This is a genomic window from Roseburia sp. AM23-20, from assembly GCF_003470905.1.
GTDB classification, from domain to species: domain Bacteria; phylum Bacillota; class Clostridia; order Lachnospirales; family Lachnospiraceae; genus Roseburia; species Roseburia rectibacter.
On record NZ_QRHS01000001.1, the window covers coordinates 100,343 to 126,275 of the forward strand.

Annotated in this window: 23 protein-coding genes; 16 read left to right on the forward strand and 7 right to left on the reverse strand. The window is 40.8% G+C overall.

Going from position 1 to position 25,933, the window contains the following annotated elements; genetic code table 11:
- The first annotated feature begins 3 nt into the window (after positions 1 to 3).
- The 10 genes from ruvB (at position 4) to DW650_RS19645 (ending at position 9,302) form a co-directional block, all read left to right on the forward strand.
- The gene (ruvB, locus tag DW650_RS00470) at positions 4 to 996 is read left to right on the forward strand and encodes a Holliday junction branch migration DNA helicase RuvB (protein WP_117921846.1); all 993 of its coding nucleotides are present in this window, start codon (positions 4 to 6) and stop codon (positions 994 to 996) included.
- A 67-nt stretch (positions 997 to 1,063) separates the two neighbouring features.
- Entirely contained in the window at positions 1,064 to 1,531 is a 468-nt protein-coding gene (locus DW650_RS00475) for a cell division protein ZapA (RefSeq protein ID WP_117921847.1), read from the forward strand.
- 101 nt (positions 1,532 to 1,632) lie between these two features.
- Positions 1,633 to 3,927 (forward strand): U32 family peptidase, encoded by a 2,295-nt coding sequence (locus tag DW650_RS00480; RefSeq protein WP_243102825.1) that lies wholly within the window; start codon positions 1,633 to 1,635, stop codon positions 3,925 to 3,927.
- Positions 3,928 to 3,931: 4 nt separating this feature from the next.
- Positions 3,932 to 5,308, forward strand: coding sequence for an FtsW/RodA/SpoVE family cell cycle protein (locus DW650_RS00485; RefSeq protein ID WP_118208804.1), 1,377 nt, complete (start codon positions 3,932 to 3,934; stop codon positions 5,306 to 5,308).
- Positions 5,247 to 6,737 (forward strand): peptidoglycan D,D-transpeptidase FtsI family protein, encoded by a 1,491-nt coding sequence (locus DW650_RS00490; protein WP_118208805.1) that lies wholly within the window; start codon positions 5,247 to 5,249, stop codon positions 6,735 to 6,737. The genes DW650_RS00485 and DW650_RS00490 overlap by 62 nt, the downstream gene beginning before the upstream one ends.
- A gap of 79 nt (positions 6,738 to 6,816) precedes the next feature.
- A complete protein-coding gene (locus DW650_RS00495; protein WP_006856003.1) occupies positions 6,817 to 7,269 on the forward strand; it encodes an NUDIX hydrolase in 453 nt (150 codons plus the stop codon).
- A 32-nt stretch (positions 7,270 to 7,301) separates the two neighbouring features.
- Positions 7,302 to 7,619, forward strand: a complete 318-nt coding sequence (locus tag DW650_RS00500) for a hypothetical protein (protein ID WP_117921851.1) — start codon at positions 7,302 to 7,304, stop codon at positions 7,617 to 7,619.
- A 10-nt stretch (positions 7,620 to 7,629) separates the two neighbouring features.
- The gene (locus DW650_RS00505) at positions 7,630 to 8,565 is read left to right on the forward strand and encodes a hypothetical protein (RefSeq protein ID WP_118208806.1); all 936 of its coding nucleotides are present in this window, start codon (positions 7,630 to 7,632) and stop codon (positions 8,563 to 8,565) included.
- 29 nt (positions 8,566 to 8,594) lie between these two features.
- Positions 8,595 to 9,032: a GerW family sporulation protein gene (locus DW650_RS00510; RefSeq protein ID WP_117921853.1), complete on the forward strand. Its 438-nt coding sequence runs from the start codon at positions 8,595 to 8,597 to the stop codon at positions 9,030 to 9,032.
- Between the two features lie 123 nt (positions 9,033 to 9,155).
- Complete coding sequence (locus DW650_RS19645; protein WP_006856007.1) at positions 9,156 to 9,302, forward strand: hypothetical protein; 147 nt, start codon at positions 9,156 to 9,158, stop codon at positions 9,300 to 9,302.
- Here the strand turns inward: DW650_RS19645 and DW650_RS00515 are convergent.
- The 4 genes from DW650_RS00515 to DW650_RS00530 form a co-directional block, all read right to left on the reverse strand.
- Complete coding sequence (locus tag DW650_RS00515) at positions 9,299 to 9,937, reverse strand: RpiB/LacA/LacB family sugar-phosphate isomerase (RefSeq protein WP_118209027.1); 639 nt, start codon at positions 9,935 to 9,937, stop codon at positions 9,299 to 9,301. The two genes, DW650_RS19645 and DW650_RS00515, sit on opposite strands and share 4 nt — an antisense overlap.
- A 119-nt stretch (positions 9,938 to 10,056) precedes the next feature.
- The gene (gene kduI / locus DW650_RS00520; RefSeq protein WP_117921854.1) at positions 10,057 to 10,920 is read right to left on the reverse strand and encodes a 5-dehydro-4-deoxy-D-glucuronate isomerase; all 864 of its coding nucleotides are present in this window, start codon (positions 10,918 to 10,920) and stop codon (positions 10,057 to 10,059) included.
- Positions 10,921 to 10,972: 52 nt separating this feature from the next.
- Positions 10,973 to 12,388 carry a glucuronate isomerase gene (uxaC, locus tag DW650_RS00525; RefSeq protein WP_118208807.1) on the reverse strand — a complete coding sequence of 472 codons (1,416 nt, stop codon included), beginning with the start codon at positions 12,386 to 12,388 and terminating at the stop codon, positions 10,973 to 10,975.
- Between the two features lie 24 nt (positions 12,389 to 12,412).
- Positions 12,413 to 13,423: a LacI family DNA-binding transcriptional regulator gene (locus tag DW650_RS00530; RefSeq protein WP_117921856.1), complete on the reverse strand. Its 1,011-nt coding sequence runs from the start codon at positions 13,421 to 13,423 to the stop codon at positions 12,413 to 12,415.
- Positions 13,424 to 13,736: 313 nt separating this feature from the next.
- On the opposite strand from DW650_RS00530, the gene DW650_RS00535 reads away from it, so the two are divergent.
- The 3 genes from DW650_RS00535 to DW650_RS00545 all read left to right on the forward strand — a co-directional run bounded on the left by DW650_RS00535 (position 13,737) and on the right by DW650_RS00545 (position 17,701).
- Positions 13,737 to 15,203: a tagaturonate reductase gene (locus DW650_RS00535; RefSeq protein WP_117921857.1), complete on the forward strand. Its 1,467-nt coding sequence runs from the start codon at positions 13,737 to 13,739 to the stop codon at positions 15,201 to 15,203.
- A gap of 14 nt (positions 15,204 to 15,217) precedes the next feature.
- The gene (locus tag DW650_RS00540; RefSeq protein ID WP_118208808.1) at positions 15,218 to 16,699 is read left to right on the forward strand and encodes a UxaA family hydrolase; all 1,482 of its coding nucleotides are present in this window, start codon (positions 15,218 to 15,220) and stop codon (positions 16,697 to 16,699) included.
- A gap of 198 nt (positions 16,700 to 16,897) precedes the next feature.
- Positions 16,898 to 17,701, forward strand: coding sequence for a gluconate 5-dehydrogenase (locus DW650_RS00545; protein WP_015560591.1), 804 nt, complete (start codon positions 16,898 to 16,900; stop codon positions 17,699 to 17,701).
- Between the two features lie 203 nt (positions 17,702 to 17,904).
- On the opposite strand, the gene DW650_RS00550 is transcribed toward DW650_RS00545, so the two are convergent.
- The 3 genes from DW650_RS00550 to DW650_RS00560 form a co-directional block, all read right to left on the reverse strand.
- A complete protein-coding gene (locus DW650_RS00550; protein ID WP_147402997.1) occupies positions 17,905 to 18,129 on the reverse strand; it encodes a hypothetical protein in 225 nt (74 codons plus the stop codon).
- Positions 18,130 to 18,386: 257 nt separating this feature from the next.
- Positions 18,387 to 19,820 carry a serine hydrolase domain-containing protein gene (locus DW650_RS00555; protein ID WP_199654167.1) on the reverse strand — a complete coding sequence of 478 codons (1,434 nt, stop codon included), beginning with the start codon at positions 19,818 to 19,820 and terminating at the stop codon, positions 18,387 to 18,389.
- 46 nt (positions 19,821 to 19,866) lie between these two features.
- Positions 19,867 to 22,134, reverse strand: coding sequence for a helix-turn-helix domain-containing protein (locus DW650_RS00560; protein ID WP_118209028.1), 2,268 nt, complete (start codon positions 22,132 to 22,134; stop codon positions 19,867 to 19,869).
- 253 nt (positions 22,135 to 22,387) lie between these two features.
- Here DW650_RS00560 and DW650_RS00565 point away from each other — a divergent pair, with 253 nt between their 5' ends.
- From DW650_RS00565 to DW650_RS00575, 3 genes are all read left to right on the forward strand, one after another.
- Positions 22,388 to 23,989 carry an extracellular solute-binding protein gene (locus DW650_RS00565; RefSeq protein ID WP_117921862.1) on the forward strand — a complete coding sequence of 534 codons (1,602 nt, stop codon included), beginning with the start codon at positions 22,388 to 22,390 and terminating at the stop codon, positions 23,987 to 23,989.
- Positions 23,990 to 24,106: 117 nt separating this feature from the next.
- Complete coding sequence (locus DW650_RS00570) at positions 24,107 to 25,072, forward strand: ABC transporter permease (protein WP_117921863.1); 966 nt, start codon at positions 24,107 to 24,109, stop codon at positions 25,070 to 25,072.
- A gap of 15 nt (positions 25,073 to 25,087) precedes the next feature.
- Positions 25,088 to 25,930, forward strand: coding sequence for a carbohydrate ABC transporter permease (locus DW650_RS00575; protein WP_006856020.1), 843 nt, complete (start codon positions 25,088 to 25,090; stop codon positions 25,928 to 25,930).
- The last annotated feature ends 3 nt before the right edge of the window (positions 25,931 to 25,933 follow it).

Below are 25,933 nucleotides of genomic sequence, written 5' to 3' on the forward strand. Positions count from 1 at the left end.
TAAATGGAAAAAAGAGTCATTTCCACGCAGGTGCAGGAAGAGGATATCAAAATTGAAAAAAGCCTGCGTCCGCAGACGCTTGATGATTATATCGGACAGCAGAAAGCAAAGGAAAATTTAAAAATATATATTGAGGCGGCAAAACAAAGGGGAGAGTCCTTAGATCATGTGCTTTTTTACGGTCCTCCCGGACTTGGAAAAACGACGCTTGCAGGGATCATTGCAAATGAGATGGGAACACATCTTAAGGTGACAAGTGGCCCTGCAATCGGAAAACCGGGAGAGATGGCAGCTATCTTAAGCAATCTGCAGGAGGGGGATGTCCTGTTTGTGGATGAGATACACAGGTTAAACCGCCAGGTGGAAGAAGTTCTTTATCCGGCAATGGAAGACTATGTGATCGATATTATGATCGGGAAAGGGGCAACTGCGCGTGCAATCCGTCTGGATCTGCCAAAATTTACGCTAGTCGGTGCAACTACGAGAGCGGGGCTTTTGTCAGCACCGCTCCGTGACCGTTTTGGCGTGGTGCATCATCTGGAATTTTATACGGTGGAGGAACTAAAGACGATCATTCTTCATTCTGCAAAAACACTGGGTGTTGAAATTGATGAGGAAGGTGCATTTGAGCTTGCAAGACGTTCGCGTGGAACACCACGACTGGCAAACCGTCTGTTAAAGCGTGTCAGGGATTTCGCAGAGGTGAAATATGACGGAAAGATATCAAAGGAAGTTGCGGCCTTTGCGCTGGATCTCTTAGAGGTTGATAAGATGGGACTCGATCAGAACGACCGTAATATTTTAAAGATCATGATTGAAAAGTTCTCTGGTGGACCGGTGGGACTTGATACGTTAGCGGCGGCGATCGGTGAGGATTCCGGAACGATCGAAGATGTATATGAGCCGTATCTGGTGAAAAACGGATTTATCAACCGCACACCCAAAGGACGTGTGGTAACTGATTTTGCGTATCAGCATTTCGGATTGACAAAATAGTTGATTTTAGCATTGAATGTCATTATAATATACCATATATTGTACAGCAGACCGGAGGAGAAGATAAATGGCAGAGAAAACAAGTGCAGAAGTTGTGATCGGCGGAAAAGTGTACACATTAAGCGGATACGAAAGCGAAGAATATCTTCAGAAGGTTGCAGTCTATATCAATGGAAAGATAAATGAATTTGACAGTATAGAGGGATATCAGAGATTTCCAGCCGACATGAAAGCAACCTTGTTAGAGCTTAATATTGCAGATGATTATTTTAAAGCAAAAACCCAGGCTGAGAAGTTAGAACGTGAGATTGAGGCAAAAGAAAAAGAGATTTATGATCTGAAACACGATCTGATCGCAGAACAGATCCAGTCCGAAAATGATAAGAAAGAGATTAAGCGTTTAGATACAGAAAACCGTGAATTGCTATTGAATAAGGCGCGTTTAGAATCGTCATTAGAGGAGTCTCTTCTTGGAAAGATCGAAGAAGATGCGTCAGATGAAGATGAAACAGAACAGAAAGATACAACTGATTAATAACAGATGGATGCCTGCAGCAGAAATCTGTCATACAGGAAAAAGTGAGGGGACGGAGAGATTATTTTCGTCCTTTTATGTTTTTGATGGAGAGAATCAGAATGAACAGTAATAAACGATATCAGAATATAGAATTGTTAGCACCAGCAGGCTCCATGGAAACCTTTCGTGCAGTAATAAATGCCGGTGCAGATGCAGTATATCTCGGTGGAGGAAGATTCGGGGCACGTGCCTATGCTGATAATTTTACCGAGGAAGAACTGCTTTCGGCAATCGATTATGCGCATATCCATGGGAGAAAAGTATATCTCACGGTAAATACCCTGTTTAAGGAACGAGAACTGACCGAAGACTTATATTCATATCTGCTGCCTTATTATAAACAGGGACTGGATGCGGTTATCATCCAGGATATGGGAGCTTTTCAGATGGTGAGAGAGGCTTTCCCTGGATTATCCATACATACGAGTACACAGATGACAGTGACAAACCGCTACGGTGCCGCAATGATGAAGGAGATGGGGGCTGACCGTGTAGTGACAGCGCGTGAGATGTCACTTACGGAAATACGTGATATCAGAGATCATGTGGATATTGAAATCGAAAGCTTTGTTCATGGGGCACTTTGTTACTGTTATTCCGGTCAGTGTCTGCTCAGCAGTATGCTGGGAGGACGAAGCGGAAACCGTGGCAGATGTGCCCAGCCGTGCCGTCTTTCCTATGAGGTTTTTGATGAAAAGAAGCATCCGGTAAAGACAGGGAAAAAAGAGCGTGATATCTATATTTTAAGCCCGAAGGATCTCTGTACCGTATCAATGATCCCGGATCTGATCGAAAATGGTGTTGATTCCTTTAAAATCGAGGGAAGAATGAAAAAGGCAGAATATGCTGCTGGTGTGGTATCTGTTTACCGTAAATACATAGATCGTTATATCAATGCATGTCTGCGCACGGATGAGGTGACTGCAAAGAAAGACTTTAAAGTAACGAAAGAAGATATGCAGCATCTTTATGATTTTGGAAACCGTAGTGGATTTACAGATGGGTACTATAAAAGACATAATGGCAGAGAGATGATCACATTTGATAAGCCATCGCATACAAAAGGAAATGAAGCACTCTGGGAAGAAATAAAAGAGCGTTATGTCCGGTCTGAAAAAAAAGAAAAAATCAATGGAACCTTAAGATTAAAAAAAGATTTTCCTGCTAAACTGGAAATTACATGGAATGATGTCCGGATCTCTGCGGATGGAGATGTGGTACAGGCTGCATTAAAACAGCCGCTTACAGAAGAAAAAGTGTCTGCAAGCATAAAAAAGACCGGGAATACGCCGTATGAGTTTGAAAAACTTGATATAGATATGGATGATGATATTTTCCTCCCGGTGCAGGCCTTAAATGTATTGCGGAGAAATGCATTGGAATTGCTGAGTGAAACACTGACTGCACCTGCACGAAGGGATAAAGCCGGGGCAGATGAAAAAATATCGGGTGAAGATCGACCAGTGAAATTGGTATCTGTACAAAATGAGAAAAATGCAGCATCCGGGAATGGAAAATCACAGCTTTCGGTTTCCATTGAAAACCGGGGTTTTATAAAAAAACTGCTTGATGAGTCCTGTGTGGATTCCATATATCTTGACAGCAGTTGTTATACAAGAGAAAACCTGTTTGCAGCATTAAAAGAAGATACAGTCCGTATTCATTTGTCAGGGAAAAAAGTTTATTATATTATGCCGGCAGTATTTCGTTTTCCTACGCTTTCTTTCTATGAAAAAAATCTGTCGGAAATGAAACAGACCGGGATAGATGGATTTGTAGTAAAAAGTTATGATGAACTTGCATTTATCAGGAAAAATCTTCCGGATACGGATATTATTTTAGATCACAATCTTTATATCTGGAATTCTTATGCAAAAAGGCAGCTCTGGGATATGCAGCCGGTTCGTGATACGGTTCCATTTGAACTTAACCGGAAAGAATTACAAAACAGGGATAATACACAGAGTGAAATAGTTTTTTATGGCAATCTGCCGCTGATGATATCTGCGCAGTGTGTACATGCCAATGCCGGGGCAGACCGGGGGTGTGATAAGGTTCGGACTGTCACCTATCTGAAAGATCGTTATGGGAAATATTTTCCGGTAAAAAATAATTGTACGGAATGTTACAATACGATTTATAATACAGCTCCGCTGATTTTATTCCCTTATCGTGATGAACTGGAAAAAATGGGAATCCATGCATACAGGATCAGCTTTACAACGGAGCAGGAATCACAGGTAAAACAGATATTAAATTTATATAAAACAGTCTTTTTAAATGGGAAAAACAGTCTGCAGGAACTGTATATGGGAGAATATACCGGTGGACATTATAAACGAGGAGTAGAATAACGGTATGGAAAATCTTATCGTAGAAGTTTCAAAATATCTGATGATCATATTGTTTGCGTGTTATGCGTATGAGTGTTTTTCGGCATTCCGCAGCAGAATCAGTACAGAAAAGAGAAATCATATATTTGACCGGCAGATATTTTTTATGTATCTGATCCATCTGGACGCGTTTTTAGTGCTCTATACAGTTACCGATGAAATTAATCTTATCATTCTTTATTTCCTTCAGGTAATTTTAGTGACGATCGTGATCGTTAATTATCAGTTATTGTATCCTAAGGCATCCAGGCTTGTGACAAATAATATGTGCATGCTTTTAATGATCGGTTTTATCATGCTGACAAGGCTTTCTTATGAGAAGGCGATAAGACAGTATGCGATCGCGATCTGTGCGTCGGTCATTACGATCGTGATACCGGTACTGATACGGAAAGTGCAGTCATTACGAAGACTGACGTGGCTGTATGCAATGATCGGTATTATTGGACTTGCTGCAGTTACCATATTTGGTTCTACCAGTTATGGTGCGAAGATCTCGGTTACGATCGGTGGACTGTTTTCGATACAGCCATCTGAGTTCGTGAAAATTCTATTCGTGTTTTTTGTGGCAGGAATGCTTTATAAAAACACAGATTTTAAAACCGTCTGTATCACAACGATCGTGGCGGCAGTACATGTGTTGATCTTAGTGGCATCAAGAGATCTTGGAGGTGCATTGATCTTTTTTGTTACCTATCTGGTTATGCTTTATGTTGCGACCAGAAAATTGTTTTATTTTGCCGGCGGTCTTCTGGTCGGATGCATCGCCGCTGTTGCTGCCTATGGATTATTTTCACATGTCCGCGTCAGGGTTGTGGCATGGCGCGATCCGCTCAGTGTTATTGATAATGAGGGGTATCAGATATGCCAGTCCCTGTTTGCGATCGGAACCGGTGGATGGTTTGGCACAGGATTGTATCAGGGAACACCAAATAAAATACCGGTTGTTGAGCAGGATTTTATTTTTTCTGCAATATCAGAAGAATTAGGAGGTATTTTTGCAATCTGCCTGATCATGGTGTGCATCAGCTGCTTTCTGATGTTTTTAAATATTGCAATGCAGATGAAAGAACAGTTTTATAAACTTGTAGCGTTAGGACTTGGAACAGTGTATGCGTTTCAGGTATTCCTTACCATTGGCGGTGTGACAAAATTTATTCCGTCAACCGGAGTAACACTGCCGTTAGTAAGCTATGGAGGAAGTTCTCTGCTGGCAACCATGATGCTGTTTGCGGTGATTCAGGGATTGTATATTTTGAGGCAGGATGAAGGAGAGAACAATGCGAGAAAAAAACAGCGAAAGACCGGATATGAGAGACAACAGGTCGAAGAACTCTATTAAGACAGGTAAAAAGAAAAAAAATACAAAAAACCGGGAATTTGCGGTTATCACGTATTCGTTTCTGGCATTGTTTATCTGCCTGATGGGGTATTTTTCCTACTTTCAATTTTTTAAGAGTGAGGAATTTATCAATAATCCTTACAATACCAGACAGGAGACATTTGCCCAGAAAATCGTACGCGGTCAGATCCTGACAAATGATGGTCAGGTGCTTGCGGAGACGGTGACGGACAATGAGGGAAATGAGACAAGGAGATATCCATACGGCAGTATATTTTCACACATAGTCGGGTATTCTACCAAGGGAAAGTCAGGAATTGAGTCACTTGCGAACTTTAACCTGCTGCGTTCCAATACAGCTTTTTTAGATAAGGTCGGAGATGAGATGCAGGGTGAGAAAAGTCCGGGAGATAATGTAGTCACGACGTTAGATTATGGACTGCAGGCAACGGCATATGATGCGTTAGGATACTATAAGGGAGCAATCGTTGTATTAGAGCCTTCTACCGGCAAGATTCTTGCAATGGTATCAAAACCGGATTTTGATCCAAACACGATCGCTGCAGACTGGGATAACCTGACGGCGGACGATAACACAGATGCAGCACTGTTAAACCGTGCAACACAGGGACTTTATCCGCCGGGATCGACATTTAAGATCCTGACAACTTTAGAGTATATCCAGGAACATGCGGACTATGAAAATTACAGTTATACCTGTACAGGCAGCTATACAGTGGGAGATCATACGATTCACTGTTATGGAAATAAGAGCCACGGAACCCAGAATCTGCGTCAGGCATTTGCCAACTCCTGTAATGCATTTTATGCATCACTCGGAATGGAGCTTGATGTAGACAGGTTTGGACAGTTGTGTGATAAAATGTTGTTTAATACCAGTCTGCCGACGGATCTGCAGGCATCTAAGAGCAGTTTTGTATTAGAAAAGACAGATGGAGCTTCTGCAATTATGGCAACTTCCATTGGACAGGGACAGACGCTTGTGACACCGTTTCATATGGCGCTGATCGTAAGTGCGATCAACAATGACGGCATTCTGATGAAACCGTATGTGTTAGATCATGTAGAAAGCAGCGACGGAGTTTTAGTGGAGCAATACGAGCCGGAAGAATATGGCACGCTTATGTCAACGGATGAAGCTGCGATTTTAAAGGATTATATGAGTTATGTGGTCGAGACTGGTACCGGTAAGAAATTGAGCGGTCAAAGTTACGAGGCGGCAGGAAAGACAGGATCAGCAGAGTATTCTACCGGAGCAGATTCTTCACATTCCTGGTTTGTAGGATATGCACACAGGGAAGATAAATCGGATATTGCGATTGCCGTAATCGTGGAAAAAGCAGGTGTCGGAAGTGAATATGCCGTACCGATTGCAAAAGAGGTCTTTGATGCATATTATAATGAATGAAATGTTGCATGTGCTTTTGAAAAGTATTATACTTATAAACATGATAGTATTATAAAAGACCACATCAGGAGGTATTGCGATGATCGAGGCAACAAGTTGTGGTGGTGTGGTAATATTTCGCGGCAAAATATTGCTCTTGTACAAAAATTACAAAAATAAATACGAGGGATGGGTACTTCCAAAAGGAACTGTGGAAGCAGGAGAAGAATATAAAGATACAGCGATGAGGGAAGTATATGAAGAGACTGGTGTGAAAGCGACTCTGATGAAATATATCGGAAAAAGCCAGTATTCATTTACAGTACCGGAGGATGTTGTAGAGAAGACGGTGCACTGGTATCTGATGATGGCAGACAGTTATTACAGCAAACCGCAGCGTGAAGAGTATTTTGTCGATTCCGGTTATTACAAATACCATGAGGCGTATCATCTTTTGAAGTTTCCGAATGAGAAACAGATGTTAGAGAGAGCGTATGAGGAATATCAGGAATTAAAGAAGAATAATCTGTGGGGCAGCCACAGGTATGAATAAACAAAACACATCAGAAAGATGGAGCAGGATGTATGATATGGTATAAGGATTTGTATGTGGGGGAGAGTATTGTACATAAGACAAAGAAAGTCAAGTGGAAGATTATGCACAATGCCGGACAGATCGGGATTTATGTGATCACATTGGCCTCTAACAGACAGAATCTGCTTGATATCATACCATCATATGAACTGATGCAAAAGGAATATCCTAAAAAAGATATGGTAATCGTGGGATTGGCAAAGGGTTACGATGAAGCAGTTGAGGTCGCAGCATCCATTATAGATGAGGTGTACCGTAGCACAGGTACATTTGCCGTCCGCACATATCTTGCAGAAAAACAGGGTTAAGGAGCTTGAAATGTCGGTTGTATTGCTCATATTAAAAATAATCGGATGGATTCTGCTGACACTGCTTACGTTTTTTCTACTGATCGTTCTTCTCGTGCTTTTGGTGCCGGTTCGTTACCGGATGGAGGGAATCATTGAAGAAAATGTCCGGATAGAGGGAAAAGTACACTGGATGCTTCATATTTTATCCTTTATGTATTCCTATAATGAAGAAGGACTTTCTTATAAGCTGAAGTTGTTTGGAAGGAATATTTCTCTGGGTGAGAAAATGGAGGACGAAGCGGAAGAAACGATTGCAGACAGCACAGACGTGGCAGTTCATGAGAAAAAAACAGAGGATGAAAACGGAATTTTTTCAGATATAAAAAAGCAACAGCAGGATGCTGAATCGAAAAATACAGCAGAGTTGCAACAGAAAGACTCAAAAGATGACACACAGACAACGGAGCTGGATTCCGCAGCACAAAGAAATACAGAAAAGACATCTTCTGGAAAGATATCGCCTGGACAGAAGATAACCGGTAAATTTCACAGTGCCATTGAGAAAATCAAAGGTGTTCGTAGAAAATGGGAAAATCTGTCCGACCGGGCAGGAAAGATAAAAGATGTATTGACCGATGAACATAACCGTAATAGTGTTTCTGTAGTTTGGAGAGAGATTAAATATCTGTTGAAACATTCTCGCTTTCGAAAGATCAATACAGAATTGAATTTTGCATTATGGGAACCATCAGCGACTGGACAGGCACTTGGAGTCCTCGCAATGTTTCCGGCAGTTTATCAATATGATGTTGGAATCTATCCGGATTTTGAAGCAGATAAAGCGTATGTGGAAGGTACTTTTTTCGTAAAAGGACATATACGTCTGATACATGTACTTATATCCGGTATCCGCCTGTTAAAAGAGCGTGATATCCGGAATTTGATAAAGAAAGTTTTTAAATAAAATAGCAGAAAGAAAGGCAGGGTTTCATTATGGCAGACAATAGTTTTCATACAACAGTAGAATCTTTATTTAAAGGGATGGACAGTTTTATCACAACCAAGACGGTAGTAGGGGATGCGATCCATATTGGGGATACGATCATTCTTCCACTGGTTGATGTTTCGTTTGGTGTTGCAGCTGGTGCTTTTTCACAGGAAAAGAAAAATAACGGTGCCGGTGGTATGGGTGGAAAGATCATGCCAAGCGCAGTTCTTGTGATCCAGAATGGTACAACCAAACTGGTAAATATTAAGAATCAGGACGGAATCACAAAAGTGCTTGATATGGTGCCGGATTTTGTAAACAAATTTACTTCAAAAAATGATGCATCTTCTGAGAATGTTACTGAGAATCAGACAGATGCTGCTGCAAAGGCAGCAGCTGGAAAAGAGATGGAAGATATCTTAAAGGATTCTGTGAATAAATAGGAATCACAGGTTTCATGTTTCATAAATGGTGGATGGTCATAAAAAGTTTTTAAAACAGTATAAAAAACAAGAAGAAACGCATATATTATCAGTAATATATGCGTTTCTTTATTGGAGTCTGCCATGAAACGGATGCTTGGATTCGCACTGTTTTGCTTTGCAATGGGAATGCTTGTGATGATCGTGATTCACAACCGTTTCTGTGGGTTTGTTCTCATGATTTTATGTATGCTGGCAGGGTATTATCTGTTCTGCTGTGATGATTGCTAGCCGATCAGTTCCTTTACGCAGGCAGCGATTGCTTCGTCTTTACAGTTTGCAAAGAAATACTCGCTGAAATGATCGCCACTTAAAGCGCCAATGACAAGGTCGCGGTCAAGTTCTTTTAAAATAGATACAAGATCACGATGAGTTACTTTTTTAACCTCGTCTAAGATTTTTTTATTGCGCTGTTCCGGTACGACACGTTCCTTTGGATATCCGCCGCCACCCGGAGCACAGAACAGTTTTTCAAAGATATAGGTAAGATTTAATTCTCCACCCCAGCCAAAATTCTCGGCGAATGGGAGAGCAATGCAGTTTCCGTCATTGACCTGTGAGAACAGATAAGCGTCAAGTGGGGACTCGATATGTCCGCAGAGTACCTGTGGGAAAGCGTTGCATGCAAGCATAGCGCCCTCGCCGGTTCCGCAGCCTGTGATGACAAAATCAGCGGCACCGGAGTTTAATAAAACTGCTGCAAGAATACCATTCTGCACATAAGTAAGGTGGTGTGTATCTTCTGCAGAATACATGCCGTAGTTGAATACCTCATGTCCCATTGGTTCTACGACAGATTTTAAAGTAGCACAGATCATTTCATTTTTTGCTGCCTGGCTGTTTTCGTTGATTAATGCAATTTTCATGAATATCCTCATTTCTGTACTGCTGGTATATTGTTTTGCCGGAATACTGGCAGTACGTCCGTATTCCGGCATTATATCTGGTTCTTAAAAATGTATATCTGTAAATATACGATAGGTTATTACATTAAATCTTTCATTGCAACATCATCCATATCATCAAAGTCCTGATTCTCGCCAACCATTCCCCAGATGAAAGTGTATGCCTGTGTACCGCATCCGGAGTGAATGGACCAGCTCGGAGAGATAACAGCCTGTTCGTTGCGCATAACGATGTGTCTTGTCTCGGTCGGTTCGCCCATGTAATGCATTACAAGTGCATCTTTTGGCATATCAAAGTACAGATAAACTTCCATACGTCTGTCATGTGTGTGGCATGGCATTGTGTTCCATACGCTGCCCGGTTCAAGTTTTGTCATACCCATTTCAAGCTGACAGCTTTCTACCTGTCCCGGAAGAATATATTTGCAGATCGTTCTGTGGTTGGCTGTCTCTAAAGAACCGAGCTCAACTTTGTTACAGTCCTTTACAATGACAACACCGTCTTCCGGTGTACCCTCCGGTTTGATCAGTACGGTAGGATAAGTCATATGGGCAGGAGCGCTGTTTAAGTAAAATTTTGCAGGGGAATCTGCGTTTTCACTTGCAAAAGAAATATCCTTTGAACCCATGCCGATATACATGCCTTCTTTATGGGCAACTTTGTATTCTTTTCCATCGATCGTGATCACACCGGCACCACCGATATTGATCACACCGAGCTCACGGCGTTCGCAGAAATACTGTGCACGCAGCTCATCGCCGGCGGTTAATTTTAAAGTCTCTTTTACCGGAACAGCAGATCCTGTGATGATACGGTCGATATGGCTGTATACAAGTTTGATGATTTCCGGCTGAAACAGGTCGTCAATTAAAAATTCCTCTCTTAAACGTTCGGTTGTGTAATGTTTGACATCTCTTGGAGATGCTGCAGTACGAAGTTCCATAAAATGTTCCTTTCCTGCGCATTTCGGTGCGCATAACAGATTGGCTTTCTGATTAACAGGTTTTTAAATTGAATCCGAAATAATTTACGGAGTTGTTGTAGCAGATACCTTTGATAATCTCCTCTAATGTATCATAATCTGCCGGGAACTCACCGTTTTCTACCCACTCACCAATGAGGTTGCAGAGGATTCTGCGGAAGTAATCATGGCGTGTATAGGATAAGAAACTTCTTGAGTCAGTCAGCATGCCGACAAAACCGGAAAGATTTCCGAGGTTTGCAAGGGAGATCATCTGATCCTGCATACCGGTCTTGTGATCGTTGAACCACCATGCGGAACCCTGCTGGATCTTTGCAACAGCGGTGGAATCCTGGAAGCATCCTAAGATAGTGCCGATTGCCTGGTTGTCGTTCGGGTTTAAGCTGTAAATGATTGTCTTTGGAAGATTGCCATTCTTATTTAAAGAGTTTAAGAAATCTGCCATTTCGGAAGACGGAGCATAGTTGTTGATGCAGTCATAACCGGTATCCGGTCCAAGGCGGTCAAACATCGGAGTATTGTTGTCACGTTTGCATCCATAATGAAGCTGCATTACCCAGTTGCGTTTTGTATATTCTGTGCCGACAAATAACATAAATGCGGTTTTGAATTTTAATTCTTCTGCGCGTGTAACACCTTCGCCGGAAAGACGTTTTGCAAAAATAGCCTCGATCTCATCATCAGAAGCAGGAGCATACATTACATATTCCAGAGCATGGTCAGATACGCTGCATCCCATGGAAGCAAAGAAATCCATGCGGTTTGAAAGAGCTTTCTTTAAAGCCGCAAACGTATCTATCTTGATACCGGAAACTTCAGATAACTGGGAGATATAATCTAAATAAGTAACTTTTTCAATGTTCATTGCCTTGTCAGGACGCCATGCAGGAAGTACCTGTACATCAAAGGAATCATCCTCAGCGATTTTTTTATGCCACTCTAAGGAATCAACAGGATCATCTGTGGTGCAGATTAATGTAACATTGGATTGTCTGATAATGTTGCGGACAGACATATCTTTCTCTGCAAGTCTCTTATTACATAATTCCCATACTTCCTCAGCGGTTTTCTTATTTAAAACACCATTGTAGCCGAAATATTTTTTTAACTCCAGATGACTCCAGTGGAAGAGCGGGTTACCGATGGCTTTTCCGAGAACTTCTGCCCATTTTAAGAATTTTTCCTTGTCAGAGGCATCGCCGGTGATATATTTCTCGTCTACACCACAGGAACGCATAAAGCGCCATTTGTAATGATCGCCGCCTAACCATACCTGGGTAATATTCTCAAACTGGCGGTCTTCATAGATTTCCTGCGGATTGATGTGGCAGTGGTAATCTAAGATCGGCGCATCTGCTGCGTAAGAATGGTAAAGTTTCTGTGCGGTCTCGCTCTGAAGCAAGAAGTTTTCGTCCATAAATTGTTTCATTGTTTTTCCTCCATTATGTTTGTTTTAGAATAAGGTAGTTCCACGTTTAATTAATTTGCCGGAAAAAATAGATTTTTTCGGCATTTCTTCACCAGAAAGAACTCCCACTAAGGTCTGCACTAACTGATGTGTCTGTGTTTCCAGGCGGTTGTCCACGGAAGTAAGTTCCGGAATACAGCAGGTTGTCAGCATGGAATTGTTGTACCCCATGATGGATAGATCATCGGGTACGGAAATATGATTGCGCTGCGCATATTTGACTACACCGACGGCGAGTACATCGTCGGCAGCGATCACTCCATGAAAAGGAGGGGCCTCTTTTGCAACCTGATCCATAAAGTCAGCAATTTCGTTAAACTGCTGGGAATCTCCGTCGTATTTGTGGATTCTGTTTTCTATATCAGAGATGCCATGTTTTTTTAAAGCATCTTTGAAACCGTTTAATTTTTTGCGACCACTGTATGAAATGGAATTATAAATATAGACTGGATCGGCAATCCCGGAATCCAACATAGATTCTGTTGCCTCAAACATGGTCGTATAGTCATCACATAAAGTGCTGTAAACGTTTGGATAATCGAAAGAAGCGTTTAACAGCATGATCGGTACCTGTGAGGAAATATCCTTAATGTACTGGTTTTCATCTTCGGTAGTACCGATGAAGTTAGAACCGACAAGAATGATACTGTCTACTTTTTTGGAAAGGATCAAATTCAGGTAATTCTGTTTGATCTCTAAATTATAACCGGTACAGCAGAGCAGTGACTCATAACCATTTGCCTGCAGTTCCTGTTCTAAATAATAAACCGCCTTTGCAAGAAAAAGATCAGAGGAATCTGCACAGAGAATACCGATCGTCTGCAGGGAGTGAAGTCCCATGCCGCGTGCAAAAGCGTTTGGTGTATAATCATATTTTTCAATGATATCCATGACTTTTTTCTTTGTAGAAGGTCGGACTTTGTCGCTGCCGTTTAATACACGGGAAACAGTCGCGATGGATACACCGGCTTTTTTCGAAATGTCGTATATTGTCATAAATAAAATCCCTTTAATATGTTAAAATCGCTTCCTGTATTACATCTTATAAAGAAATGTAAAAGAAAATGAAAGCAGTTTCATTGCTACTGGTCTGATTATACAATAACAAAAAAAAGAAAGCAATATCAGATTTTGTAAAATATAGAAAAAATGTAGAAGAAAAAGTGACGATTTTAAAGAAAAATAATAAAAATCACTAAATTGTGCAAAATTACATATTGACGAAACGGTAAAAAGGTGTAAGAATACAAATTGTAAACGCTTACAAAATGACAAGGTGCAGTAATGATCTGATAATCAGGAGGAAATCATGGATTTATTAAACAGAAAAAAAACAGGAAAAGTAGAAAGACCAGTTAAAGTATTACAGTTTGGAGAAGGAAATTTCCTTCGTGCGTTTGTTGACTACATGATCGACATTGCAAATGAGCAGGGAAAATTTAACGGAGACATCGTACTTGTAAAACCGATTGAGTTCGGAAGTCTTGACAGATTTCACGATCAGGAGTGCCAGTATACAGTACAGTTAAGAGGAATCGTGGATGGAGAGCCGAAGCGTATTAACCGTATCGTAACCAGCGTTGCAGATGCAGTAGATGCTTATGGTGAATATCAGAAATATGCAGATTATGCAAAACTTGACAGCTTACGTTACATTGTTTCTAATACAACAGAAGCAGGTATCGTTTATGATGATACAGACAGATTAGAGATGGAGCCGCCGAAGAGCTATCCGGGTAAATTGACCAAATTCTTATATGAAAGATATAAACATTTTAACGGAGCAATGGACAAAGGTCTTGTGATGCTTCCGGTTGAGCTGATCGATGATAATGGTATCCATTTAAAAGAGTGTGTAGAGAAACTTGCAGTACTCTGGAATTTAGAAGAAGGATTTAAGAAATGGTTAGATGAGGCATGTGTATTTACATCCACATTAGTTGACCGTATTGTAACCGGTTACCCAAGAGATGAGGCTGAGGAACTTTGCAAAGAGTTCGGATATCAGGATAACCTGATTGTAACAGGTGAACCATTTGCTCTCTGGGTTATCGAGAGTGCAAAAGATATCAGCAAAGAATTTGCACTTCCGGATGCAGGACTCCCGGTTATCTTTACTGACAATCAGAAACCTTATAAACAGAGAAAAGTACGTATCTTAAATGGTGCACATACTTCTTTTGTACTGGCATCTTATCTCTGTGGTAATGATATCGTGTTAGAGTCCATGCAGGATGAATTGATCTTCAACTTTATGAAAGCAACGATCTTTGATGAAGTTATTCCTACATTAACACTTCCGAAACAGGATCTGATCGATTTTGCAGAGGCAGTTATTACAAGATTTAACAACCCATATGTAAAACATGCATTATTATCCATTTCCCTGAACTCTGTTTCAAAATGGCGCGCAAGATGTATGCCGAGCTTCTTAGAGTACATTAAGAACGAAGGAAAACTTCCGACACACCTGACATTTTCACTGGCTGCCCTGATGGCATTCTATACAGGTACAGAGATTCGCGACAAAGCATTGATCGGACATCGTGATGGTGCTGAGTATCAGATCTTAGATGACGCAGCGGTATTAGAGTTCTTTGCAGAAAACAGTTCAAAAGATGCAGCAGAATATACACATGCAGTATTATCCAATGAGCATTTCTGGGGTGAGGACCTTACAAAATTAGCAGGAGTGGAAGAGGCTGTAACTGGTTACATGGAAGATATCCGTGCACTCGGAATGAGAGCAGCAATGGAAAAAACTTTTAACGCATAAGCAGGAGAATACTTATGAAAGATTTTATCAAAATCAATGAAAATGATAATGTCATTGTTGCCATAAAGGAAATTGCGGAGGGAGAAAAAGTCGCTGTTGATGGAAAAGAATTTACAGCGGCTGAGATGATCCCTGCCGGTCATAAGATGGCGATCAGTGATATTCCGCAGGGCGGCGATGTGATCAAATATGGTTTCCGTATCGGAAATGCAAAAGTGGATATCAAAGCCGGTCAGTGGGTGCATGTACATAATATCAAAACTGCTCTTGGTGATCTGCTTACCTATACCTATGAGCCGGTAAAAACAGAGGAAAAAAAGACAGAGGATCGTACTTTTATGGGATTTTCACGTCCGGATGGAAGCGTCGGTGTGCGTAATGAAGTCTGGATCATACCGACGGTCGGCTGTGTGAACAACATCGCAACAGCGATGGCAAAACGTGCCAATGCAAAGGTTCATGGTTCTGTGGAGGAAGTCATTGCATTTCCTCATCCATATGGATGTTCCCAGATGGGAGACGACCAGGAACACACCAGAACAATCCTTGCAGATCTCGTAAAGCATCCGAACGCAGGTGGTGTTTTAGTACTTGGACTTGGATGTGAAAACAGTAATATTGGTGAACTGAAGAAATACATTGGTGATTATGATGAGAACCGTGTGAAATTTTTAGTCTGCCAGGAATGTGAAGATGAGATGGAAGAGGGCGAAAAACTCTTAGAAGAACTGATCGATTATGCTGCTGGATTTTCCCGTGAGCCGATCAGTGCATCCAAACTCATCATTGGCATGAAGTGCGGTGGAAGTGATGGATTCTCCGGAATTACAGCAAATCCGCTGGTTGGTAAGTTTTCTGATATTTTAATCGGAAAAGGTGGAACGACGATCCTGACAGAGGTGCCAGAGATGTTTGGTGCAGAAACATTGCTGATGAACCGCTGTGAAAATGAAGAACTGTTCCATCAGACCGTAGATCTGATCAATGATTTTAAACAGTATTTTAAAGATAATCATCAGACGATTTATGAAAATCCGTCACCGGGAAATAAAAAAGGCGGTATTTCAACTTTAGAGGATAAGTCTTTGGGATGTACGCAGAAATCAGGAAGTGCTGCAGTAAAAGGCGTTCTTTCCTACGGCGAGCGCGTACATACATCGGGATTAAATCTTCTCAGCGCACCGGGCAATGACCTTGTTGCTGCAACTGCATTAGCAGCCAGCGGTGCACATATTGTACTGTTTACGACCGGACGCGGAACACCGTTTGCATCCCCGGTTCCAACAGTAAAGATTTCCAGCAACAGTACTCTTGCCGGAAAGAAAAAGAACTGGATCGATTTCAATGCGGGTGTTCTTGTGGAAGATGCAGAGTTAGAAGAAACAGGTCAGAAATTATTTGACTATGTGATCGATGTTGCATCCGGTAAGAAAGTACGCAGTGAAGAAGCAGGATTCCATGATATGGCAATTTTTAAACAGGGAGTCACTCTGTAGAGATGACATACTGGCAATAGACAATAAAATGAATATTCACAAAAACATGTAATCATTGTGTCACATGTTTAATAATTTAGACAACAGAATATTTGCACAGGATTCAATTTGTCATTTCAGAAATATTGGGCAGAAAACGCAGAAACTGGATTCTTATTTATAGAATCTTAAACATAACACAAAAAAGGAGATAGAAATATGTCATTTTTAAACAATTTCTCATTAGAGGGCAAAATTGCATTAGTAACAGGCGCATCTTATGGTATCGGATTTGCAATCGCATCTGCTTATGCAGAGGCTGGCGCAACCATCGTATTTAATGATATCAAACAGGAGCTGGTTGATAAAGGATTAGCTGCATATGCAGAAAAAGGTATTAAAGCTCATGGTTATGTATGTGATGTTACAAATGAGGAGCAGGTAAACGCTTTCATTAAGAAAGTAGAAGAAGAAGTTGGTGTGATCGATATTCTTGTAAATAATGCAGGTATCATCAAACGTATCCCGATGTGCGATATGTCAGCAGCAGAGTTCAGACAGGTAATTGATGTTGACTTAAATGCACCGTTTATCGTATCAAAAGCAGTTATCCCGTCTATGATCAAAAAAGGTCACGGAAAGATCATCAACATCTGCTCTATGATGAGTGAACTTGGTCGTGAGACTGTTTCCGCTTACGCTGCTGCAAAGGGTGGATTAAAAATGTTAACAAAGAATATTGCATCTGAGTATGGTGAATTCAATATCCAGTGTAACGGTATCGGACCTGGTTATATCGCAACACCTCAGACTGCACCTCTTCGTGAGATCCAGCCAGATGGTTCCAGACATCCGTTTGACCAGTTCATTATTGCAAAAACTCCGGCTGCAAGATGGGGAAATGCAGAAGACTTACAGGGACCGGCTGTATTCCTTGCATCTGATGCATCTAACTTTGTAAATGGTCATGTGTTGTATGTAGACGGTGGTATTTTAGCTTATATTGGTAAACAGCCACAGTAAAATAATGGCTGAGCCTTGGGACGTGCACCGGAACCATAAAATTGCCGGTTCCGGTGCACTGTCGGCGAGCCTTAGTGCACTGGAGCCGGAAGTTTTGTGGTGAGATATGCTGGCTTTTAAAAGCAATAATTTATATTTTTCGCTCCATAAGAATATATTTTCCCTCGTTGATAACGTGAAAGTTATTTTTTGACCAGAAAGCATTAAATAGCAACTAAAGATTCCTTTTCAAAAAAACCAACATAGAATTTATCATCATAACTTTTTCCTGATGGTAGTGCTTTCATGTCTTTTAATATACTTTCTTTTGTGACAAAGGGAGGATGATATTGATAAAAAACAGGATTCCCACAACACAAATCAAAAATAATATCCAGGTCATTTTCGTCTAATTTACGTACATAAAACTTTTGTGATAAAGAGTTCACGTCCAAATCAATCACCTCATAAAAATCAAATTACTAACTCTATTTTACCATTGAGAATTAAGACTTGTGTTGCCATCCATGGCAACGCAACACTGCGTTATGAACCGGTAAACCAAGATATCCTAATTTTCTCCCAAAGTCACAAAATTAGTTACGGCTTTGTGAAATCTGCCAGCCGCTAAGTTGAGAATCACCTTTTGCCACCCGAATCTTATTAAGAAAATGTAGGTATAACATAGTTTTACCTGCAGTTCTAGCTAGCCAATCGTCCCGAACAGATGTCCCTGAAACTCCCCAAACAAACTTTCTTCCTGTTTCTTCATAAACACTGTCACATCAGATTCCCCAAACACCACCTCAAAATGGACACTTCCCACAAATGCATCCATAATATGCGCCCGCACATACAAAGTATTCTCCGATACCCAGATACCGCTGGCGGCATATTTCTGATCATAGATTGGAAACTGTCCGCAGACAAGTTTTCCGAAACCAAAATGAATCGAACATATCTGGTCATGCAGTGTAAACGTAAAACATCCCTCATTATTTGAAAAAACAGCCTTAAAATCCGTAAACTCACCGTCATTTTTTTCAAACACATATCGCTTTCCTAAGATATGCGAAACAGCGGGAGCTGTGCTTGATCCGTTGTCCAGAGGTGAAATCGCAAGGGAAGAGAGCGCAGAAAGAAGCTCTGTATGCGATTTTTGATCCTCCGGGAGTGGATTTGCCTGTATATAAGGAAGAATCTCGTCATACAGAGCATCATAAATCAACTGATTACCACCGGAAATTCCCTGTGTATCTGCGGTGGTAACAAAAAGCAAATCATAATCCGGAAGGTAATGGATAAACTGACCGCCCATGCCATAGCAGACAAAACCATTCTTTTCACTGCGCCAGATCTGGTATCCATAGCCACAGGCTTCACTTGGGAGAGGTGCTGTCATGCGGGTATCGGAGAGATATGAGGCAGCTGTTTTGATATAAGAAGCTGGAACGAGCTGTTTCCCGTTAATGTTTCCATTATGAGCTAAAAGATAACCGAATTTTAAAAGGTCAGATGGAAGTGCAACAAGACCACTGCCACCCATGGAGATACCAAAGGGATCGGTCAACATATAGGACTCGCTTGATAATTCCAGAACGGACAGTTTTTGTTTCAGGTAATCGAGCATTGGCATTCCGGAAAGCCGTTCTACGAGTGCACAGAGTGTATGTGCAGAGGAAGTGTCATAATGAAAGAGCTTTCCTGACGGATGAGTTGGCGGTACTGTAAAGAAACTTTCTACCCAGTCATTTTTCATATTGACTTTATAAGTTGTGGATGCATGACAGGTACGCATCATGAGCATGTCGCGGATCGTCATTTCTGCGATCCATGGATGTACATTAGATGGAACTTTATCCGGAAAATATCTGACAATGGGATCATCGAGAGATAATTTTCCCTCTGCTTCTAACAGACCGATCGCAATGGAAGTAAAACTTTTACTGATGGAAAACATGCGATGCAGGGTATCTTTTTGGTAGGGAGCATAATAGCCTTCAGCAATCAGGGTATCATGCCGCATCAGAAGAAAACTGTGCATGGGAATCTGTTTTTTCTGTAAACGTTCCAGAAATTTAAGAAGGCATCTGGAAGGGATGCCAACACTTTCTGGAGAATCTTTTTTGAAATCAAACATTGTATACTCCATTTCTGCGTTAATTTACGCTGTTATTGTTTTTAATTTAAGACTGAACACCGAAACTGCTCGGTGTAACGCCAAATTTTTTCTTAAATGCACGCCGGAAAGAAGTCTGGTTATTATATCCAACTTCCAATGCAATCTCATTGATGCCGGATTCACCTTTTTCAATCAGATGGGCTGCTTCTGTAAGGCGCAGATCTTCCAGATAAACGGAAAAGTTTACGTTCATATTTTCCTTAAACATATGAGAAAAATAACTTTCTGATATATGAAACTCATCAGATATCTTACTTAAACAGAGAGCCGGATTTTTATAATTTTCACGGATATAAGTTACAATACTGTCGATCAGGTTATTTTTCTCTGACTTTGATGCAAAGAAATCACACAGCCTGATGCTGATATCTTCACAGAGACGGAAAGTAAGCTCATCCTGTGAAAGCAGGGTGTCGATTTCCATGATCTCCGGGGTAATTTCTCCGGTGTAGGTAAATCGAGCTTTCAATAAGGTATTGCGGATGTCGGTAAGTAAAAAACGCAATAACTGGAACGGAAGGGAACGTTCTTCAATATTTTCCTGATGGATCAGGTTAAAAATCTCGATCACCTGCGTCTTATTGCCTCCGGTAATGGAGCGGATCAGACGGGTTGAAAATTCTGCCGGATAGTAATAAACATGCGAATCTTTTTTCAACATTTCATATGGAAGGAAAATATAGTTCTTGCTGGTATAGCCGGCTGCATCTTTCGCCTGCTGGTAGGATTCCCAGATGTTGGTAAAGGAACAGGAAAGACCTATTCCGGCAAAAAACCAGATTGAATATTCTTCTAACAGCTCACTGTGAAATTTTAAAACCTTTTCCTGAAGAGAGATCAGCATTTCGTCTGGTTTTTCATGAAAAGGAATCAGTAAAGTGCAAATATGTTTCTTTGGCGAACAAAGATATAAATTGTTCTCGTAGGAAAAATATCTTGCTAAGAGATTTGTTATGATATCTTTTGCGTTTTCAGAACTATCGGAAGCTGTATTTTCATTCGGAAAAGTATCAATGGTAGGATCATTTTCATAAGTTACACCATATAAAACATAATAGTGAAGCGAGGAATCCTCTAAATGCAGATAATTCCGGATAAATGCAAATTCATCAGGGGTAGTAATAACACCACTCATCAGCTGTCTTAAATAATTGTCATATAAAACTGGACGGATCGCAGCGGCTTCCTCGATCAGCTGCGTATTTGCGTGCAGTGTTTCCTTAAGCTGACCGTCTAAGTGAAGAATCGGGCGCATATTGTTACGGACTAAAATAAATATCATGATAAGTCCACCGACAACTGCTGCAAAAAGGATGAACAGGAAAATAATCTGATAGTCGGACGGATAAATAGATTCCGGCTGTACCAGATAAAAAGTCCAGTCATTTGTTTTTGAAGCCATTCGCATGATATGGGTGCTGTCGTGAATACAGGTATTATTGCCATCGTAAGATAAGGATAATACAGATTCTGCAAGCGTGGATAAATTGTCCTCAGAAGACTGAAACTCATCTCCACAAAGGGAAAATACCGGCTGGTTTTGATCATCAACTGCAAGAATGTAACCGGTATCACCTAATGAGACACCATTGAAAATTTTGCGAAAAGTCTGTTCACTGATATGAAATGCCACAGTGGCAGGAATATCTTTGTAGGTCAGAACATCCATATTCAAAACATAAAGATAAGCGTTATCACTTTCCGGAAGCATAAAATCGGAAAGAGGATAAATCGCGGCATCTTTTGTAAGATTATTGTTAAGCAGATCATGCCATTCATTAAAATTAGCCCCGGAAGATAAATAGTTTCTTATATAATAGAGCTGTTCTGAATTGAAAGTGTTTACACTGATAATATAGCCACTGTTTCTCAGATAAACAAAATATGTACTAAATGGAAGTTCATTGTAGGAATACATATAAGAAGCAAGAGACTGCTTCATGGCAAGACCGGACAAGTAGAAATCATTATCGTCAGTGGACGTCATGGTAGCAAGACGGTATAGTTTTGTATTCATACTGAGCTGTCTGGTAATAGAGTCCATGGTGGTAAAATTATTATCTAAAAGAGATACAGCGCTTTCAAATGTAGACTGATCCTGATCCCAGAAATCCTGTTCGGAACGTGTTGTTGAAACGCGGTGGAGATATACCATCAGAAGTAAAATGATAAGCAAAAAGACACTGTATGTGACAGCAAAGCGAATCATAAGAAAAGTAGTGGATTCATTTTTTGCTGTGGTATCTGATGTGTGATTCAAATTTATTCTCATAGGTGATAAATGTCCTTTTTGGATGTATTTTAATCGTACTTTTTTTATTTTATCATAATATGGGAAAATTACAACAGAAACCGAAAAAACCAGTAAAATCAATGGGTTGCGAGGCACAAAAACAAATTTTGTACCCCCTGTCAAATATTGTTTCTTGCTGAAAATCCCATAAGATGGTAATGTATGAGCAAGACATGAAAGCACTTACATCAGAGCAGTGTCGAAACAAATTTTTCCTAATAAGGAGGTTCTTATGAAAAAGAAGGTAGTATCAGTCCTTATGGCTGCCGCTATGGTAGCTGGTATGGCAGGATGCGGTTCCAGCAATACTGGTAACGCAGGAACAACAAATTCAAATGCTTCTACTAATAATGAAGCAACCACAGAAAGCGGTGATGCTTCCGCAGATGTAGCAGCAACCGATTCTGATGTTGAGAAACCAGAAGAAATCACCATTATGGTAGATGGAACTGTTTTCACACAGGAAAACGGACAGGCAGAGTTCATTGCCAAATTAGAGGATCTTCTTGGAATGAAGATCAATGTGATCCAGCCGGATCATGATGCTTACTACGATGTAGTAGGACAGACAGTTGCAAGTGGTGACTGGCCAGATGTTATGATCTTATCTTCAACCTATTATGCAGGTTATGCAGAGCAGGGAGTTCTGTGGGATATGACAGACGCTTATGCATCTTCTGATTTAAAAACAAGACAGGATGCATACGGCAGCACAGGAGTTATCGATGGTGTAAGACTTGATGGTAAGTTATACGGTATGCCTGCAGCTCGTGGTAACGGATGTGTTACATATGTTAAGAAAGCATGGTTAGACAACTGCGGACTTGATGTTCCGACAAACTATGATGAGTATCTTGCAATGCTCGAAGCATTTACAACCGGTGACCCGGATGGAAATGGTGTAAACGGAGATACCTACGGTGTATCTGCTGCTGGTTTCATCGGAACAGAGGCTCCATATACAAACTACTTACCGGAGTTCTATCAGGATGCAAACCCAAGCTTCTATAAAGCAGAAGACGGAACATGGAAAGACGGATTCACAGATGACTCTATGAAGAGCGCACTTGAGAGAATGTCAGCTGCCTACAAAGAGGGCGTGATTGATCCTACCACATTAACAAATGGTACATCTGACTGCCGTAACAAATTCTATGATGACAGCTTTGGTGTATTTACTTACTGGGCAGGTACCTGGGCAACCAACTTAAAGACAAACCTTGAAGCAAACGGTAAAGATGGTGAGTTAGTAGCATTACCTCCGATCGCTGAAGTAGGTCAGTATCTTGACCGTGTTCCACCAGTATGGTGCATCACATCTGCATGTGAGAATCCGGAAGGCGTATTCAAATATTTCATCGAGCCGATGCAGGATGGCGGAGATGTTCAGTTCTTATGGACATACGGTGTAGAAGGTGTTCACTGGTCAACAGCAGCAGAGACATTATTTGCTGGAACAGAGAACGAGAAAACATATGCTGATGGTGAGTTCCATATGTTAGAGAACCGTGAGAAAGAGGGTACACAGTACACCAAAGCTCACATTGATCCAATGCTTGCTTTAGTTGAGCTTGCTAACGATCCTCAGGAAGAATCTGTAGCAGCAGAAGCAAAAGAGTCTGCACAGTTATTCAATGATAACTGCAAAGCTGCTGATCTTGTTCCTACAACAGATGAGATGAGCGAGTACAACGGTGATTTAACAACATTAAAGAACGAGCTGATCGCAAAAGTTGTTATGGGTGAGATCACTGTTGATGATGCATATGCACAGTTTGAGTCAAATCACGGTGCAGAGTGGTCACAGGCAATCGTTGATTCTTTAAACAAATAATAAAACTTTCCGGTAAACGGAACTAAGAACTATGATCTGTGCCCTGACTGCGGATATCCGCAGCCGGCACAGATCATGGATCACAAATTCATGTTTGATTGAAAAGGAAGAACAGATATGAGAAAAAGTAATGAAAAATCAGCCGTAACGGCTACAACCGGTGGAAAGAAGAACCACCTGGCAGCAAAAATCTATAAATACAGAGGATTCTATCTGATGTTTCTTCCTGTATTAATTTTTGCATTAATATTCTTTTATTTGCCAATGCTTGGAATCCGTTTCGCATTTACCGATTATAACGGAATCAAAGAGGCAAGTTTTGTTGGTCTCAAAAATTTTCAGAAAATGTTTTCCATGCCAAATTTCTGGACGGCATTCTGGAATACCTTACAGATTAGTATTATCAAATTGTTTTTGACAACAGCAGCAGCTGTTATTGTTTCTATCTTTTTGAATGAGATCGCAAATATTCATTTTAAAAAGATCGTGCAGACAATTATTTATCTGCCACACTTTATGTCATGGGTAGTTACCGCATCTGTCTTTACTTTGATCTTAGCACCGACAGCAGAAGGTCTTGTAAATACATTTCTTATCAATGCTGGTGTGATTGACTCCGGAATTTATTTCCTGGGTGATTCAAAATGGTGGAGACTTGCGTACTATATCATTAATATTTGGAAAGAAACCGGTTGGCAGACCGTTATCTTTATGGCTACGCTTGCCGGAATAAATACAGAGCTTTACGAAGCTGCAGCAATGGATGGTGCAGGACGCTGGGGCAAGATGAGATATATTACTTTCCCGGCTTTACAGAATACAATCCTTACTGTTTTGATCTTAAACCTTGCAAAGGTTATGAACCTGTTCGAGTCCGCATTCGTAATGCAGAACGATGCTGTTTTAGGTACAGCAAACGTACTTGAAACTTATATTTACTATCAGACCTTCAACAGTGGTGCGATTCCAAATTACGGTTATACGACAGCCGTTGGTCTGTTCAAATCTCTGGTTGGTTGTGTACTGGTACTGTTCTGCAATCACTTAAGCAAGAAAGTACGTGATGGACGCGGAATCGTCTAGGAAGGAGCAGCAGATATGAAAAGCAAGAAAAAAATAGAAGTTTTCCCGATCGTAAACGGGTTAATATTTATTATCTTAAGTTTACTGATTATCATCCCGATGTGGAAAGTATTAGTTGACTCATTCGATTTAAAAACCGCATATGGTATGAAATTATGGCCGGAGGAATTTGGCCTTGCAGGATACATTTCCGTATTCAAAAACCCGACGCTGTCCCATCCGTTAATGATTTCTGTAATCACAACGATTGCAGGTACGATCATCGCATTGATCTTATCTACATTTGGTGCATATGTACTGATCCAGTGGGATATGCCGGGACGTAACTTATTTGCAAACTTATTACTTTTTACCATGATTTTCCAGGGTGGTATGATCCCTACCTACCTCGTATTAAAATCATTACATTTAACCAATACCATCTGGGTCGTTATCTTATTCCCGGCACTGAACGTGTATAACCTGGTATTGATGAGGAACTTCTTCGAAGGTATTCCTGCCAGCCTGTTTGAGTCGGCAACACTTGACGGATGTACTCCGATGCAGACATTTATCCGTATCGTACTTCCGATGTCAAAAGCAGCATTAGCATCCATCGGTCTTATGTTTGCCGTTACATACTGGAACGACTATACACATTACAAACTTTATATTACAGATTCAAACCTTTATAACTTCCAGATGAAGTTAAGAAGTATCATCATGGGTAGTGATCTTCCGCAGGCAAACGGTGGTGCAACTGAGAACACCGTAAAGAATGCAGCAATCATTGTTATCATCATTCCATTCATGATCGTATATCCGTTCTTACAGAAATACTTTGTAAAAGGTGTAAATATCGGAGCTGTAAAAGAATAAGGA